Below are 16,593 nucleotides of genomic sequence, written 5' to 3'. Positions count from 1 at the left end.
TGACCTGGCGCTACTTGCGCAACGCCAGGTCAGCGTCAGGCTAGCGGGAGCCGCGCCGAGCTCAGCGGGCTTCGGCGGCGCGTCGCAGCAACAGCAGTGACCGGGCGGGCAACGTGATGGTGGCGCCGGCCTTGACCGATCGGGCCGAGCGCACGCTCTCGTGCTGGGAGAAGGGGCCGGAGGGAACGTGGACCTCGCCTAGGGCGGTATCGACGATGACGGTCCACTCGATGCCGTAGTCCTGGTCGGGCAGCGTGACCTCGACGTCGCCGGAGTGGGCGTTGAAGCACAGCAGGAACGAGTCGTCGGTGACGCGCTCGCCGCGCTGGTCGAGGTCGGTGATGCCTTCGCCGTTGAGGAACACCACGATGCTGCGGCCGAAGTCGGCTTCCCAGTTCTCCTCGGTCATCTCCGCGCCGTCGGGCGTGAACCAGGCGATGTCGCGCAGTTCGTCGCTCTTGCGGATGGGACTGCCCGCGAAGAAACGGGTACGGCGGAAGATCGGGTGGTGGTGGCGCAGCTCGACGATGGCCGCGGTAAAAGCCAGCAAGTCGGCGTTGCGTTCCACCTTCGACCAGTCCAGCCAGGTGAGCTTGTTGTCTTGGCAGTAGGCGTTGTTGTTGCCCTGCTGGGTGCGGCCGATCTCGTCGCCGTGGGACAGCATCGGCACCCCCTGGGACAGCATGAGTGTGGCCAGGATGTTGCGCTGCTGGCGCTGGCGCAACGCGGTGACCTTGGCGTCGTCGGTGGGGCCTTCCACGCCGCAGTTCCACGAGCGGTTGTCGTCGCTGCCGTCCTGGTTGTTCTCGCCGTTGGCCTCGTTGTGTTTGCGGTTGTAGGAGACCAAATCGGCCAGGGTGAAGCCGTCGTGGCAGGTGACGAAGTTGATCGAGGCGAAAGGGCGGCGCCCGTCGTCTTGGTAGAGGTCGGAGGAGCCGGTGACGCGGGAGGCGAACTCGCCCAGGGTGGCGGGCTGGCCGCGCCAGAAGTCGCGGACGGTGTCGCGGTACTTGCCGTTCCACTCGGTCCACAGCGGCGGGAAGTTGCCCACCTGATAGCCCCCGGGGCCGACGTCCCACGGCTCGGCGATCAGCTTCACCTGCGAGATCACCGGGTCCTGCTGCACGATGTCGAAGAAGGCGCTGAGCCGGTCGACGTCGTAGAACTCTCGGGCCAGCGCCGAGGCCAGGTCGAAGCGGAACCCGTCGACGTGCATGTCCAGCACCCAATAGCGCAGCGAGTCCATGATGAGCTGCAACGAGTGCGGGTGACGGGCGTTAAGTGAGTTGCCCGTGCCGGTGTAGTCCATGTAGTAGCGCGGATCGTCGTCGACCAGTCGGTAGTAGGCCTGGTTGTCGATACCGCGCATGGACAGGGTCGGCCCGAGGTGGTTGCCTTCGGCGGTGTGGTTGTAGACCACGTCCAAAATGACCTCGATGCCGGCTTCGTGCAGCGCGCGCACCATCGCCTTGAATTCTTGCACCTGGGTACCGCGGCCGGGCTGGGAGGCGTAACCGCTGTGGGGCGCGAAGAAGCCGATCGTGTTGTAGCCCCAGTAATTGCGCAGCCCGCGCGCGACCAAGGCGTGATCGTGCAGGAACTGGTGGACCGGCATGAGTTCGACGGCGGTCACCCCGAGTCGGGTGAGGTGATCGATCACGGCCGGGTGCGCCAGCCCCGAGTAGGTGCCGCGCAACTCCTTGGGCACGTCGGGGTGGCGCATGGTCAGGCCGCGCACGTGGGTCTCGTAGATGACGCTCTCGTTGTAGGGGATACGCGGGCGGTTTTCGTTGCCCCAGTCGAAGAAGGGGTTGATCACCACCGACTTGGGCACGTAAGCGGCCGAGTCGGCGTCGTTGCGCTGCTCCTCGGTGCCGAAGCGGTAGCCGAATAGCGCCTCCTTCCACTCGACCTCGCCGGTGATGGCCTTGGCGTAGGGGTCGATGAGGAGCTTGTTGGGGTTGCACCGCAACCCCTGCATCGGGTCGTAGGGGCCGTGTACGCGGTAACCGTAACGCTGCCCGGGACCGATCCCGGGCAGGTAGCCATGGTGGACGAATCCGTGCGCTTCGGGCAGTCGGATTCGTTTTTCGGCACCGCCCTCGTCGAACAGGCACAACTCGACGAAGTCGGCGACCTGGGAGTACAGCGCGAAGTTGGTGCCCACGCCGTCAAAGGAAGCGCCCAGCGGGTAGGGCTGGCCCAGCCAAGGTCGCAATAGGTACTCCTCGTCGCATACCCCCACCCGAGCTGTGCTGGGGGTCCTGGTTGCGTGCTGGTCGCGTGGCGGCTAAGGACACAGTGTGGCCACGGACCCAGAGTTTCAGGTTAAAACGGCTGAGGTGCCCGTGGGGCGGTTCGCGTGATGGCGTGTCCAATGTCGCGCTGGGGTGAGCGGGCCGAAATGGGGGGTCATGGCGGGCGCACGCGGCAACGCCGGGGAAATCTCCCAACTCTGCACCTCTATTCACTTTTTGTTAAGTTTTTCGGCGTCATTTGATTACTGGCGGGTCATCAGGCTACTACTCCACTACGGAAAGCCGATACTTGGACACTGTGAGTGATATTACGACCGCAGGGAGGGTTAGCCGACCGTGTCCACGTCGAGAAACCGCACGATACCCGTGGTCATAGCTGTTCTCGTGCTCGTGAGCGCGCTGGCGCTGTTGGCTGCCTGCGGCAGTGACCAAGCCGTACGGGGGAATTCTCCGCTCGCCGTTCCCGAGGATTTGGAGTGCATACCTGAGGACGACATCTCCGGTGCGGGGTCGAGCGCCCAGGAAAACGCTATGCAGGTCTGGATGGCCGGCTATATGACCGTCTGCTCCGACACTCAGGTGTTCTATGACGTGATCGGCTCCGGGGGCGGCCGGAGCAAGTTTTTGGACGGCGCCGTAGAGTTCGCCGGGTCCGACGCGCCGCTGGAGGGGACAGAGCAACAGTGGGCCCAGGAGCGCTGCAACGGCGCGCCCGCCATCCACCTGCCGTCCTATGTGGTGCCGATCGCCGTAATCTTCCGGCTGCGGGGCGTGGACTCGGTCAACCTGAGCCCGCACACGCTCGCGCATGTCTTCGCTGGAGAGATATCTCATTGGGACGATCCGGCGATCACGGCCGACAACCCCGACCTCGATCTACCGCACCAGCGCATTACCCCGGTCAACCGTTCCGACGAGTCCGGCACCACCGAGAACTTCACGACGTATTTGTCGCAGGCCGCCGGGCAGGCGTGGCCGCACGAGCCCAGCGGGCAGTGGCCGGTACAGCCGGTGGAGGCCGCCCAAGGCAACAGCGGTATAGCCGAAGCCGTCGAAGGCGGCGAGGGCACGATCGGCTACGTGGAGGCTTCACACGTGGGTGAACTGTCGACGGCGCGGATCGGCGTGGGGGAAACGTTCGTCGAGGTGTCGGCGGAATCGGCCGCCAAGATCCTCAACAGTTCTCCCGAGCGCGAGGGCGGCAGCGAGTACGACCACGCCGTCAACGTCGACTACCGCACCGACGATCCAGACATCTACCCCATCGTGCTCATCAGCTACGAGATCGCCTGCCTGTCCTATGAAAAACCGGTCGACGCGCGGGGGGTCAAGGCGTTCTTGAGCTACATCCTCAGTGCAGAAGGGCAGCAGGCGGCTGCTGAGGAGGCGGGCTCGGCGCCGCTCAGTGCTGAGATACTGGCCAAGCTGGCTCCCGCGGTGCGCGCTATCGACAGCAACGGAGAGTAGAGCCGGTCGGGCTCAAAAATCTCGGCTCGATCCGGACCCTATCGTGGTCGGTGCTTCCCCACTGCCATACCCACTGTTTTCCACCTTCTCCACCATTGTGCACGTGCACGGATTCTGCACGTGCACGAAAGTGAACGTGCATCGGCATACGACGTCTTACATGACGGGCACTTTTCGCTTTCAGATCCGACTTTGGGGCGCTTGACTGACCACTCCTTGGCTTCCAATTGACCACGAACCTATTTTTACACTGTAGATCTTCAAAATACGTGAGCGACATTACACTACCGAGAGCCACGGCAAACACAGCGCTTTGGGCCGCAGCACAAGCACTTCTCCACTACAGCCGAGGACGCCGAACGGCAGGAGAAAACGCTTCCGAACCAGCTCGTCACGTTGGGCTACCCCCGAATGGAACGGCTATACCCGCTTCCGGTAAAACCTTGCTATATCTGCTCGTGATTGTTTCGTTTCAGCTCTGCTTTCCCTAGACTTGCTAATGCCGTATCTGAGGTCCGACAGCGTGGCCTTTCCTTATAATCAATTCACCTGGCGGTCGCCGGCTCCGGCGCCCTGCGACACGATTCCCTGGCGCACGTTGCACGGAATCCCTTGCCACCGCGGTTACAGCGGGGGATCCCCGGTGGCCCATTGCGTGAGACCAGCCGATGTGTCCGCACATGCGGTCTTCACTGCGTTGGGAGAGGTAATTCATGCCTGCGGCAAAAACACATCCCCATACCCACACGAATACGCAGTCAACTGGAGTTCCGCGTCCCCGTCCGATTCGCTCCTCTCGAACCGACGAAGAATACCGGCAGCAGACCAGAGAGCTCCTGGCGGAGCTGCAACAACTGGGGCGGATGGACCCTGAACGCGAACGGATCTGCCAACAGCTCATCGACCTGCACGCACCGGTCGCGCGTCGGATCGCCCGCCAGTACCGCAACCGTGGCGAGCCAGAGGAGGACCTTCGCCAGGTCGCCATGGTGGGACTCATGCAGGCCATCCGTGATTTCAACCCCGACTTCGGAAAAGAATTCATTTCCTACGCCTTGCCGATGATGACGGGTGAGGTGAAACGCCATTTCCGTGACCGCACATGGGCGGTTCGCGTTCCTCGTAAACACCAGGAGAAAAGAGCGGAGCTGAACCGCGTTACCGCGTGGTTCACCCAGCGCAATGGCCGTTCTCCCACGGTCGCTGAGATTGCTGAATTGTTGGAGATGACCGTCGAGGAGACCGTCGAACTCCTGGAGGCCTCCACGGCCTACAGCGCCCTGTCCCTGGATGTGCCCTATGGAGCCGATGAGGAGGACAAGACCCTCGGCGACACGATGGGCGAACTCGACGGCGCGTTGGAGAGCGTGGTCGACCGGGCGGCGCTCAAGCCGGCCCTGGACGCGCTGCCGCCACGAGAGCGGCGCATTCTGCTGTTGCGCTTCGTCGGCAACAAGACCCAGGCCCAAATCGCCGAGAAGGTGGGGCTGTCGCAGATGCATGTGTCACGGACACTGTCGGCGACCCTGGCCAAACTGCGCAACGAACTCCTCCCGGACAGTTGAGCCCACCGCTGCACACTGCATGGGCGAGGCCGCGCGGGCTGTGGCCCACCGCCAGCCCCGCGCGCCTGGCCTAGAACAGTGCGGCCACAGGCGGGGCCGGCTTGGGGCCCGCCTGGATCTCGAACCAGGTGATGGTGCGGTGCAGCCCGTTGTCCAGCGACACCTGGGGAGACCAGCCAAGACGCTCGGCGGCCAGGCTGATGTCGGGCCGGCGTGACTGCGGGTCCTCCGGCGGGCGTTCGACGAAGGTGATGGGCGAGGCCGATTGGGCCAACGCGCGCACGCGCTCGGCCAGGTGTGCCATGGACAGCTCGGCCGGGCTGCCGATGTTGACCGGTCCGGCGAGGTCGCTGTCGGCCAGCGCCAGCAACGCGGCCACGACATCATCGACGTGGCACAGCGACCGGGTCTGACTACCGTCGCCGGAGACGGTGATGGCCTGCCCGGCCAGCGCCTGGGTGATGAAGGTAGGCACCGCCCGGCCGTCGTCGGGGCGCATCCGCGGGCCGTAGCAGCCGAAGACACGCGCGATCGCGGTGTCGGTATGGCGGCTGTGGCGGTGGGCCATGGTCAGCGCTTCGCTGTAGCGCATGGCCTCGTCGTGAGCGCTGCGCGGGCCTACCGGGTTAACGTTGCCCCAGTAGCTCTCGCTCTGCGGTGCGTGCTGTGGATCGCCATAGACCCCGCCCGCGGAGACGAGCACGAACCGCGCGCCGTTGGCCCAGGCCAACCGGAGGGCATTACGGGTGCCGAGACTGCCGGCCTCAAGAGTTTGCACCGGGAACCGCCGGTAGTGCGTCGGCGCGGCCGGTGCCGCAAGATGATAGACGAGGTCGACTGTGCCGGTGATGGCCAGCGGGCGGATCACGTCGGCCTCGACGAACTCGAAGTCGGGTCGGCCCCGCAGATGGGCGATGTTGCTGACCGTGCCGGTGCTGAGGTTGTCTACGCAGACCACACGGCTTTCCCGATCCAGTAGCCAGTCGCACAGGTGGGAACCGATGAGCCCCGCACCGCCGGTGACCACCACACGGTGGCGATGCGTACGTGTCATGAGCACTACCTCCCGAGGTTTCCCCGTTGCGCGCAACAGCCGAGGGGGCAGGGGCACACCGAGCCAGAGGGGGCAGGGGCACACCGAGCCACCGGTGCGCGTTGCGCTCCCGGGAACAAAACGGTCGCGGGGACAGGCGGGAGGGACCACGAACGTGGCCCGACGCCGGTTCGCCGCCCTCGCCGCCGAACGAGCCTCGGCGGGAGGCGGTGACACCCCCATTCAGGTACTAATTGTCGATGTCCGATTTCTCTTAGTAATCATACCTGGTGATAGCTATCGTGCCTATCGACGCGCTCGGGAGCATTGCCCCGCTCCTGAAATGTCACGTCCGCTGTGCCAGCCCTGGCAGGCGGGAGCGGGCGACATGTGAGCTCCATAACGGCAGAGGCAACCACCCACGAGGCGGGCGTCGCCCTCCCCGCAGCGCAACGAGCCGCCGCCGGCGCAGTGCACGGCAAGCTTTGCAGCAACACGCCGCCGGCGGCTCATGGCTGTTGAGGTGCGCTCACCCCAGCACAAGCTCCCTGCGACGGGGCGAGGGGTTCAGGAACCGCCCCGGGTCGCCGCTGGGGCCGGGGGCGGCTCGTCACGGGCCGCGGGGGCACGCGCAAGGACGCGCCGGTAGCAGTCCAAGGTCTGTCGGGCGATGAGCGGCCAGGCGTAGCGGGCGGCGGCACGGTCGGCGCCAGCGATACCGTAGCTTTCCCGCAGCACGGCATCGGCCAGCAGCACCCGCAGGTGACGGCTGAGCGTACCCGGGCTGCGTGGTGGCACCAACAGTCCTGTGACCTCGTGAATCATGGTGTCGAGCTGGCCTCCCACGGCCGCGGCGACCACCGGTACCCCACAGGCCATCGCTTCGACGGTGGCGATACCGAACGGCTCGTACCACGGCACGTTGACCGCGACATCGGCGGAACGCAGCAGCGCGGGCACCCGCTCATGGGGCACCCGACCGAGGAAGCGGACCCGCGGAGCCAACCCGAGATCGCTGACGAGCTGACGCAGCCTCGCGGCCTCGGGGTCACTGTCGATCTCGGTGCGTGCCGGTCCCCCGGCGATGAGGAGCTCAGCGCCGGGAACAGCCGCCATGGCGCGCACCACGGTCTCGATCCCCTTCCACGACACGACGCGGCCGACCGTGACGACGCGGGGCCGCCGGCCCCGGGAGACGGCCGGCCCCTCCGGCAGGAACGTGGTCGGGTCCACACCGCAGGGCACCATCGTGAGCGCGGCGGTAGCCACACCACAGGAGCGCAGGTAGGTGACCTGTGCGGTGGAGGTGGCGATGACCATGTCCGCGCCGCGCGCGACCACGGAATCCTCCGCCCGCCACTGGGGCAAAGTGGCGGCGTCTGCCTGCTGACCGCTGCGGCTGGGCGTGGCTAGGGAGTGGAAGGTCTGCACGAACGGCAGTCGTGCGCGCTGGGCGGCGCGCAGGGCCTGCTGGGCATTGCCGCGGGAATGGGAGTGGACGAGATCGGGACGGTGCCGGGCGAATTCGTTACTGAGCCACTCCCCCACATCGGAGGGAGCGTGGCGGATGCGCACGCTGGACGCGATGTGGTGGGTCCGCGGGGCGTCGGGCTCCCGACGAGGGGTGTAGATGGTGACATCGTGGCCTTCGGCGCCGAGGGTGCGGGCCAACTCGACGGCGTGGGGCGTATGGCCGCTGGTATCGGCGGCTCCGAGTGTCGCCCACGGGCTGGCGTGCTGGGAGACCATGGCGATCTGCAACGTGTCACCTCCTGGGACGACTGCCCCCGTTCGAAGCGAAAACAACTGATGGGCGAGGACGTGAGGGGTGTAGGGCACGAGGGCGCCGGGCGGAGGAGAATCGTCGTCGCGGGAGTGCGGTGGTCGTGTCGGGCCCGGTGAGCGGACATCCTGTCCACCTACCAACGGAAGGCACCGTTAAACATGGTGGGCACGGCGGCTCTGGGCCGCGCCGCTGCCCAGAGGGCCTACACTGGCGCCCGGCCGCGGCAAGGGCTGGCCACCGTGCTCGCCGGCCAGGGGCGGGCGCACGCCAGAAGCGGGCCTGGGCGGTGCGCGGAGCCGATCCGCGGTACGACTCAGGCGCGCAGGAGGGGCAAGAACACGGGGCAGGGCCGGGCGCGGTCCCCCGTACACGCCCGGCCCGTCCCGCTCGCCTCCCGATCGAGGGAGGCAGCGGGGCTTGTGCGACTGGCTACTGCTCAGGCGGCGCCACGGGAACGTCGGCCGCGCCGCACAGGTAGACGGGGATGTGTGACAGGGGGGCCTTGGCCACCGTCTCGGTGCCGCCTGGGTAGGACTCGCCGGTCCACGCGTCGACCCACTCGGCGCCCTCGGGCAGGTAGACCTCGCGTTCGCGCGCTCCCAGGGCCAGGACCGGCGCCACGAGAACGTCGGGCCCCAAGAGGAACTGGTCGTCGATCTCCCAGGCACGTGAATCGGCGGCGAAGTCGGTCAACAACGGCCGCATCGGCGGCAGTCCGCTCTGGTGGGCCGTCCGCATCTGCTCCATGACGTAGGGGCGGATGCGTTCGCGCAGGTGCAGCACGTGGGTGATCAGCTCCAGCGTCTCCTCGCCGTAGGACCACACCTCGTTGGGTCCGCCGGTCATAGCCGGCCCCAACGGCATCCGGGGGTCGCGGTCGCCGTGGAGCCGAAACAGCGGGCAAAACGCCGCGTACTGGAACCAGCGCACGAGGAGTTCCCGGTACTCGGGGTCTTCAGGGTCGCCGCCGTGGAAACCACCAATGTCAGTGGTCCACCAGGGAATCCCGGACATGGCCACGTTGAGGCCGGCACGCACCTGGGCGGCCAGCGACTCGAAGGTCGCCGCGATGTCGCCCGACCACAGCGCCGCTCCCCAGCGCTGGCTGCCCGCCCACGCCGAACGGCACAGCGAGACGATCTCCTCCTCGCCCTCGGCGTGCATCCCCTCGTAGAAGCCGCGGGCGTGCTCGGCCGGGTAGGCGTTGAAGACCTCCGCGCCCGGACCAGCGTGGAAGCTGAGGTTGGCGGGGTGGCCCGGGCGAATCTCGGGTTCGCAAGCGTCGAGCCACCACACGCGCACACCCAGGTCGTAGTAGTTGCGCTTGACGACGTCCCACACGTAGGCGCGGGCCTGCGGGTTGGTGGCGTCGTAGAAGGCGACGGGCATCTCCGTCTCGAAGCCCTTGTCGTCCCACGGCGCGTGGAAGGGTAGTCCCTGCTCGGTTCCCAAGAGCAGGCCACGCTGTTGCATGTCGGCGTGGTTCTCGCTGAGCGGGCTGACCGAAGGCCAGATCGAGACCATGAGCTTGACGCCCATGTCGGTGAGCTCACGCACCATCGCCGCGGGGTCGGGCCACTCCGCCGGGTCGAACTTCCAGTCGCCCAGATGGGTCCAGTGGAAGAAGTCGGCGACGATGACCGACAGCGGCAACCCGCGCCGCTGGTACTCGCGGGCCACCTCCAACAACTCCTCCTGGGTGCGGTAGCGCAGCTTGCTCTGCCAGAATCCGCTGGCCCACTCGGGCAGCATCGGTGCGTGTCCGGTGGCGTCGGCGTAGTTGGCGAGGATGCCCGTCGGGTCGGCGGCGGTGGTGATCCAGTAGTCGATCTGACGGGCACTCTGGGCCACCCACCGCGTGCCGTTGTCGGCCAGCTCTACCCGCCCCACGGCCGGGTTGTTCCACAGCAGCCCGTAGCCGCGGTTGGAGACCATGAACGGCACACTCACCTCGGCATTGCGCTGCTGGAGGTCGAGCACCAGCCCCTTTTGGTCCAACCGGCCGTGGGTGCGCTGTCCTAGGCCGACGAGGCGCTCGCCCTGGTAGGCGCTGAAGCGCTGTTCGAGTTGGTGGTAGCCGTTGCCCTGGGACAGAAACAGGCGCGGACCGGGCCACCAGAAGTGGGCGCGCTGCTCGGCCAGTAGCTCGACACCGTCGCTGACGCGCTCGAAGCGCACCATCCCCTCGGCGGTGACACTGGCACGGATATCGCCGTTGACCAGCTCGCCCGTCCCGGTGTCCTCGGTGACGTGAGCGTGGGCGGAGCCGGCGGCCGGTGCCAGCAGCGCGCTGTAGGTGTCGTCGCGCAGCGCGTGCTGGGCGGCGCGCACACGCAGCGAGTCGGGACCCCATGCTTCGATGCGCAGCACTTCGTGGTGCGAACGCCATTCCAGGCTTTGGCCGTCAACGCTGATTAGGGTCATGTGCTTTGGTGGCGCGTGCCCGCCGGCGGTTGCGCCGCGGGGCGAACGCCATCCTCCTCCCTTTGCCGTGGTGTGACGTGAACGCGATGTTTTGTGATGAGGACCACCGGGTCGGCGGATAACGCGCCGGTGAGCACGGTGCCCACCGGTCTGCTGTGGGAGCGAGGGGACGTCAACGCGCTCCTCGGTCGGTCGGGGGAGGTGAGTGGTGGGTCCGGGGCGTGGATCTGGCATGCCGCGGCCGGGGTGGTCATTGTTTGACCGCGCCGCCGGTGACACCGGCGGCGACGTAGCGTTGGGCGAGGATGAGCAGGATCGCGGCCGGGATCGAAGCGAGGACTGCGGTGGCCATGAGGCCGTTCCAGTTCGTGGTCTGGTTGCCCACGAACCGGTAGATCCCGACCGTGATCGGCTCGAACGAACGCCCCGTGGTCAGGGTGACCGCGAAGAGGAAATCCGCCCATGAGAGCAGGAAGGCGAACAGTCCCGCGGTGATGAGGCCGTTGCGGCTCACCGGGACGATCACCGACCAAAACGTGCGCCAGTAGCCGGCGCCGTCGACGCGCGCCGCCTCCGACAGCTCCCGCGGCACCCCGTGCATGAAGGTGCGCAGCAGCAAGATCGCGAAGGGCACGGCCAGGGTGGAGTCGGCCAGGATCAGACCGATGTAGTTGTCGACCAGCCCCACCTGGTTGAACACGCCGTACAGCGAGTTGGCCATGACGATGCCGGGCAGCATCTGCACGACGAGCAGCACCAGCACGAGGGGGATGCCGCCGCGCACCCGCAGTTGGGCCAGGGCGTAGGCGGCCGGCGCCGCCAGCACCAGCGTCACCGTGACCACTCCGAAGGAGACGATGAAGCTGGTGACCAGGTGCGGCCCTTGAGTACTGATGGCGGAGGCGTAGCCGGCCAGCGTGCCGTTGATCGGAAACCACACCGGCGGTTGACGCAGCAGTTCGTCGCTGGGCAGTAGGGAGGCGTTGACCATCCAGTACAGCGGGAACAGCAAGACGCTGAGGATGGCCACGCCCAGTGCGCTCTTGAGCCAACTGCGGTTGACGACGATGTTCCTACGCGCGGCGGGGGTGCGCCGGCGGGCGGCGGAGGTGGTGGCCATTACTGCTCCTCCTTCATCGAACGGCGCACCGAGCGCAGGTAGATGAGGGCGAACACCAGCGCCACGACGATGAGCAGGTTGCCCACGGCCGCGCCCTGGCCGAAGGCGAATTCGTCGAAGGACAGCGCATAGGACCAGGTCGTCAGGGTTTCGCTGGCTTGGGCGGGGCCGCCGCCGGTGAGTACCATGATCACGTCGAAGACCTTGATGGTGTAGACCAGGCCCAACATCAGCACCACGGCGATGACCGGGCGCAGCAGCGGCAGGGTCACGTTGCGGAACGCCTGCCATGGGCCGGCGCCGTCCAGGAAAGCGGCCTCGTAGAGGGACTCCGGGATCGCCTGGAGTCCGCCGTAGAGGATGACCATGTTGAACGGGATGCCGATCCAGACGTTGACCAAGGTCACCGATATCAACGCCCACTCGGTGCTGGTTAGCCACGGCACGGGCGAGCTGACCAGTGCCAGCCCCTCCAGGGTTTGGTTGAGCACCCCATAGTCCTGGGCCAAGATCCACTTCCACAGCGCGCCGGAGACGACCAGCGGCAGCAGCCACGGCAACAGCAGCAGCGAGCGCAGCAGGCCGCTGAGCGGGAAGTTGTGGCGGAAGAACACCGCCAGGGCCAGGCCGATGACGAACTGGAAGAACAGCGAGCCTACGGTGAACAGCACCGTGTTGAGCACGGTTTGGCCGAAGACGGGGTCGCTGATGACGGCTGTGTAGTTGTCGAGCCCGACGAAGGGGGCCTCTCCGGTATAGAAGGAGCGGACCGTGAAGTCGCGCAGGCTCATAGAGAGGTTGTAGTAGATGGGGTATCCGAAGAAGGCGACGACATAGAGGATCGTCGGCAGGAGGAACCCCAGCGCTACCCAGGGCCGCCCGAGGCCCGTGCGCGACCGGCGGGGCGGGCGGGGCCGCCCGCCCCGCCGACTCTGGGTCGGCGGAGCGGGCAGTGCCTGTGTCGAAGTCATAAGGATCGTCTTCTCAGTCCGGCGGGGCGGGTCAGGACTCGCCGGCGACCGACTCCTGGGCTGTGGCCAGAGCCTCAGCCGGGGACTGGTCGCCCACCAGCGCGCTCTGTACCGCCTTGATCAGCGCCGAGGAGGTGTCGGGGTAGGAGCTGCCGAGTTCACTGGTGCGCGAGCGCGCGGTGGCGACCTCCTCGACGAAGGGCGCCATCTGCTCGTTGTCCTCGGCCATGGTCTGGGCCAACTCCTCGCGCGCCGGCACATAGGCGTGGGAGGAGCTCCAGTCCATGAGCACGTCGGGCGAGAGGAGGCAGTCCAGGACCTGGGCGGCGGCCTCCTGGCTCTCCGGGTCGGTCGCGGGGATGGCGCCCACCTCGCCGCCGAGCGCGACTACGGGCTCGTCGCCGGCCTCGGGAACCGGAATCGGCACGACTCCGTAGTCCAGCTCCTGCTCCTCCTGCAATCGGGCCAGGTTCCAGGAACCGTTGACCATCATGGCGGTGTGGCCGGCCACGAACTGGTCGGCGACGTCGTTTTGGTTCCACTCCAGCACCGAGGACGACACCGAGCCCTCTTCCACGAGGCCGGTGACGTAGCCCAGCGCCTCAACGGCCTCGGGCGAGTCCAGCTCGTCGAGCTGGGCGCCGTTACTCCAGAAGAACGGCAGGAACTGCCAAGTGCCCTCCTCGCCGTCAATGGCCGAGAAGGCCAGGCCGTAGCGGTCGCCGGTGGTGAGCTCGGCCGCGGCCGAGCTGAGCTCCTCCCAGGTGGTGGGCGGCTCGATGCCGGCTTCCTGGAAGTAGGTCTTGTTGTAGAACAGCGCGAGTCCGTTGACGCCGGGCGCCAGGCCGTAGAGTTGCCCCTCGTAGGTTCCGGCCTCGGTGATGCTGTCGTAGTAGCCCTCGGTGTCGATGGTGTAGTCCGACAGTGGGGTGAGCGCGCCCGTCTCTGCGACCTGCTGCAACTGCGGGTTGTCGATGAAGATCAAATCGGGCAGCGAGTTGGAGCCGACTTGTTGCAGCACCTGCTGCAACATCTGGTCGGGAGGGACCTCCTGGCGCTCCACGGTGACACCGGTCTGGTTCTCACACGTCGACAGCGCCTCGTGCCAGGCGGCACTGCCCTGCTCGTCGGTGTAGTAGTCCAGCTCGGTGATGGTCGTCGAGGCCGAGGTCCCATCGCCGGACTCCGAAGCACAACCGCTGAGGACCATGGCCGCGGCGGACGTGAGAGCCCCCAGTGCCAGCAGGTGACGGCGAGGGGATGGTGGAACCGGCGGCTGGCCGGCCGTGGTGGAGGTGTTCATAGAGAATTCCTCAAAGCCTGTTATGGGTGAACCAGAATTTGTCGAAGCGCTTCGACAACAAGGCGGCTGATAGTTATCTCAGCAGGCCGCTAGGGTCGTGCTTGGTCCGTGTCCGGTGACGCGGCGTTGGCTTCCCTCGGGGCCGATACGGGAGCCGGTCCAGAACTCGCCCGTATGTGCAACTCCGGCGATAACAGCCGGACCTCGGCGTCCATCCCCGAGTCGAGGGCGTGCATGACCATCTCGACCGCGTTGCGGGCGATCTCCTCGGTCGGTATGGTCACGGCGCTGACGGGCACGGGCAGGTTCTGGGCGTGCTGGTCGGGGCAGATGGCGACGATGGAGAGATCGTCGGGGATGGCACTGCCCTCAGCTTGGACGATGTCGAGTAGCGGCGCGAGGGCGTCCTCGTTGTGGACGATCACGCCGGTCAGGTCGGGCGTTTTGGCCCGTAGCTCGGCTAGGGCATCCCGAACCCCGGCATAGCTTGGATCGCAGGCCACGCTCGCCGCGGCGACCCCCCGCCGCTCGGCGGCCGACTGGAAACCGGCCAAAGTACGCCGAGCGAAGCTTGTGCCGCGCTCATAGACAGGGGTGGGTGCTCCGATGAAGCCGAGACTGCGATGCCCAAGGTCGCACAGATGGTCGACGCACTCGCCGCCGGCGGCGGCGAAGTCGAGATCGACACAGGCCAGTCCCGACGGTTCCTCAGGGACGCCGATGAGGACACTGGGCTGGTGGAGCCGTCGCAGGACGTCGATCCGCGGATCGCGCTGTTCGACGTCCATGACGATAATCGCATCGGTCAGAGCGGTCCCGGCCACGCGCCGCAGCCCGGCCACCCCTTCATCCTGGGTCAGCAGCAGCACGTCGTGCTCGTGGGCCCGGGCCGCGGTGACGACACCAGTGGCGAACTGCATCAGCACCGGCAAGTTCATGTCGGAGCGCAGCGGCACCACGAGGGCGAGCACGTTGCTCTTGCTACTGGCCAGCGCCCGCGCTCCAGCGTTGGGCTGATAACCCAGGTCATGAATGGAGTCGCGGACCTTGCGTTCGGTGTCGGCGGAGATGGAGCGCTTGCCCGACAGCACATAAGAGACCGTGCTGATAGAGACCCCCGCATGGCGGGCGACGTCAGCGATGGTCACCATGGCTCCTCCTCGGCGAGCGAAAGCAGTCGATAACCGCGACACGATTTCGAAGCGCTTCGACGGCGTGAAAGAGAACATAGTGTGCAGGTCACACGTAACGCAAGCATTGCCCCGAGATTTCCTGCCAACGCTTGGGCCGGGCAACGGGAATCGTTATGAACGATCCCTCCCCCGTAGTGGCCAGCTCACGAAACGCCGCCGCCCCGCCTTCAAAAGGGGCAGGACGGTGGGCGGTGATACCGGTGGCATTGAAGGCAAGGCCGGCGCCGGGCGTTGTCGAGCCTTGTCCTAGCGCGCATGCAGCACTTACTCGCGGTAGGCGGCGGTGGAACCGCGCACGATGAGCTCGGGGGCAAAGCGCAGTCGTTCATGGCGGTGTTCAGCGTCGTTGAGTTCGGACAGCAGCAGCCGCATCGCGGCGCGACCCAGTTCGTATTTGGGCTGGGCGACGGTGGTCAGCCCGGGGTGGACCAGCGCCGCCACGTCGACGTCGTCGTAGCCGACCACGGACAGGTCTCCCGGAGAGGTCAACCCGCGGCCCCCCAGTCCTTTGAGCAGTCCCAGGGCAAGCTGGTCGTTGGCGCAGAACACGGCTTGGGGGCGCCGCCTTGGCCCTCCGGCCAGCACCTCCTCGACCGACTTCTCTCCGCATTCGGCGTTGAGCTGTTCGTTTTCGATCACGCGAACGGCGGCGTCGGGATCGAGGCCGCTCTCGGCCATGGCCGCGCGCAATCCGGCCAACCGGGTGCGGCACTGCTCCATGCTGAGCGGCCCGCTGAGGAAGCTCACCTGTTCGTGGCCGAGGTTGATGAGGTGGCGTCCCGCGGCGATGCCGCCGGCGTGGTTGTCCACCGAGACGCTGCACGCCAGGTCCTCGGTGACGTCGCCGCGGTCCAGCAACACCCACGGCACGCCCTGCTTGCGTAGCCAGAGCAGGTCGGCGGCATCGCTGTCAACGGGCATGACGACGGCGCCGGCCGCGCGCTGCTCGGCTAGCAGCCGCAACGACTGGCGCTGCCGCTGGGCCTGCTCAGCGGAGTTGAGCAGCACCACCGCCAGCCCTTCCTCGGTGGCCTCGTCTTCGACGCCGCGCGCGACCTGGGTGAAGAAGGGGTTGGTGACGTCGAGAACGAGCATGCCCACCGAGTCGGTACGGCCAGAGCGCAGGCTGCGTCCCGAGGAGTTGCGCACGTAGTCGAGTTCGCGGATGGCGCGCTCGACCCGCTCGCGCGTGCTCTCGGCCACCCGCTCGGGACGGTTGAGGACGTTGGAGACCGTGCCCGGCGAGACACCGGCGTGAGCCGCCACGTCGTTGATGCCAACGGGCCGTTTCGCGTCGTCAGACGAGGACAAGGGTGCTACTCCCGGGCGTGCTGGGCCGGATGGTTTCCTCCGGCGGCTCATCGTCACAAAGGGGGGTTTGAAACGTGTCAATATATGCTCGTGAACTAGATCATACCTTGTAGAGCCCTATCGACGATAACTACGGTGTGCACGCGCCAGACATCGATTAAG

At 66.8% G+C, this 16,593-nt stretch carries 11 protein-coding genes; 2 read left to right on the top strand and 9 right to left on the bottom strand.

Features of this window, described 5'->3' with window-relative positions; all coding sequences use genetic code 11:
- Positions 1–61: 61 nt before the first annotated feature.
- Positions 62–2,218, bottom strand: a complete 2,157-nt coding sequence (glgX, locus tag ABD848_RS10240; protein ID WP_344970200.1) for a glycogen debranching protein GlgX — start codon at positions 2,216–2,218, stop codon at positions 62–64.
- 376 nt (positions 2,219–2,594) lie between these two features.
- Between glgX and pstS the strand changes: the two genes are divergently transcribed.
- Positions 2,595–3,725: a phosphate ABC transporter substrate-binding protein PstS gene (pstS, locus tag ABD848_RS10235; RefSeq protein ID WP_344970197.1), complete on the top strand. Its 1,131-nt coding sequence runs from the start codon at positions 2,595–2,597 to the stop codon at positions 3,723–3,725.
- Between the two features lie 713 nt (positions 3,726–4,438).
- Positions 4,439–5,290, top strand: coding sequence for an RNA polymerase sigma factor SigF (locus tag ABD848_RS10230; RefSeq protein WP_425567486.1), 852 nt, complete (start codon positions 4,439–4,441; stop codon positions 5,288–5,290).
- Between the two features lie 70 nt (positions 5,291–5,360).
- Here ABD848_RS10230 and ABD848_RS10225 read toward each other — a convergent pair whose 3' ends face one another.
- The 8 genes from ABD848_RS10225 to ABD848_RS10190 form a co-directional block, all read right to left on the bottom strand.
- Positions 5,361–6,344: an NAD-dependent epimerase/dehydratase family protein gene (locus tag ABD848_RS10225; RefSeq protein WP_344970192.1), complete on the bottom strand. Its 984-nt coding sequence runs from the start codon at positions 6,342–6,344 to the stop codon at positions 5,361–5,363.
- A 546-nt stretch (positions 6,345–6,890) separates the two neighbouring features.
- Positions 6,891–8,084: a glycosyltransferase gene (locus ABD848_RS10220; RefSeq protein WP_344970190.1), complete on the bottom strand. Its 1,194-nt coding sequence runs from the start codon at positions 8,082–8,084 to the stop codon at positions 6,891–6,893.
- Between the two features lie 454 nt (positions 8,085–8,538).
- The gene (locus ABD848_RS10215) at positions 8,539–10,533 is read right to left on the bottom strand and encodes a glycoside hydrolase family 31 protein (RefSeq protein WP_344970188.1); all 1,995 of its coding nucleotides are present in this window, start codon (positions 10,531–10,533) and stop codon (positions 8,539–8,541) included.
- Between the two features lie 250 nt (positions 10,534–10,783).
- Positions 10,784–11,653 (bottom strand): carbohydrate ABC transporter permease, encoded by an 870-nt coding sequence (locus ABD848_RS10210; RefSeq protein ID WP_344970186.1) that lies wholly within the window; start codon positions 11,651–11,653, stop codon positions 10,784–10,786.
- Positions 11,653–12,624: a carbohydrate ABC transporter permease gene (locus ABD848_RS10205; protein ID WP_344970184.1), complete on the bottom strand. Its 972-nt coding sequence runs from the start codon at positions 12,622–12,624 to the stop codon at positions 11,653–11,655. Before ABD848_RS10205 ends, ABD848_RS10210 begins: the two co-directional genes overlap by 1 nt.
- 31 nt (positions 12,625–12,655) lie before the next feature.
- Entirely contained in the window at positions 12,656–13,927 is a 1,272-nt protein-coding gene (locus ABD848_RS10200) for a sugar ABC transporter substrate-binding protein (RefSeq protein WP_344970181.1), read from the bottom strand.
- A gap of 89 nt (positions 13,928–14,016) precedes the next feature.
- The gene (locus ABD848_RS10195) at positions 14,017–15,078 is read right to left on the bottom strand and encodes a LacI family DNA-binding transcriptional regulator (protein ID WP_344970178.1); all 1,062 of its coding nucleotides are present in this window, start codon (positions 15,076–15,078) and stop codon (positions 14,017–14,019) included.
- A gap of 306 nt (positions 15,079–15,384) precedes the next feature.
- On the bottom strand, positions 15,385–16,431 hold the full coding sequence (locus ABD848_RS10190; protein WP_344970176.1) for a LacI family DNA-binding transcriptional regulator: 1,047 nt from the start codon (positions 16,429–16,431) through the stop codon (positions 15,385–15,387).
- Positions 16,432–16,593 lie beyond the last annotated feature (162 nt).

This window comes from Salinactinospora qingdaonensis (assembly GCF_039539445.1).
In the GTDB taxonomy this organism is placed as follows: Bacteria; Actinomycetota; Actinomycetes; order Streptosporangiales; family Streptosporangiaceae; genus Salinactinospora; species Salinactinospora qingdaonensis.
This window is presented reverse-complemented; position numbering and strand designations above follow the sequence as displayed.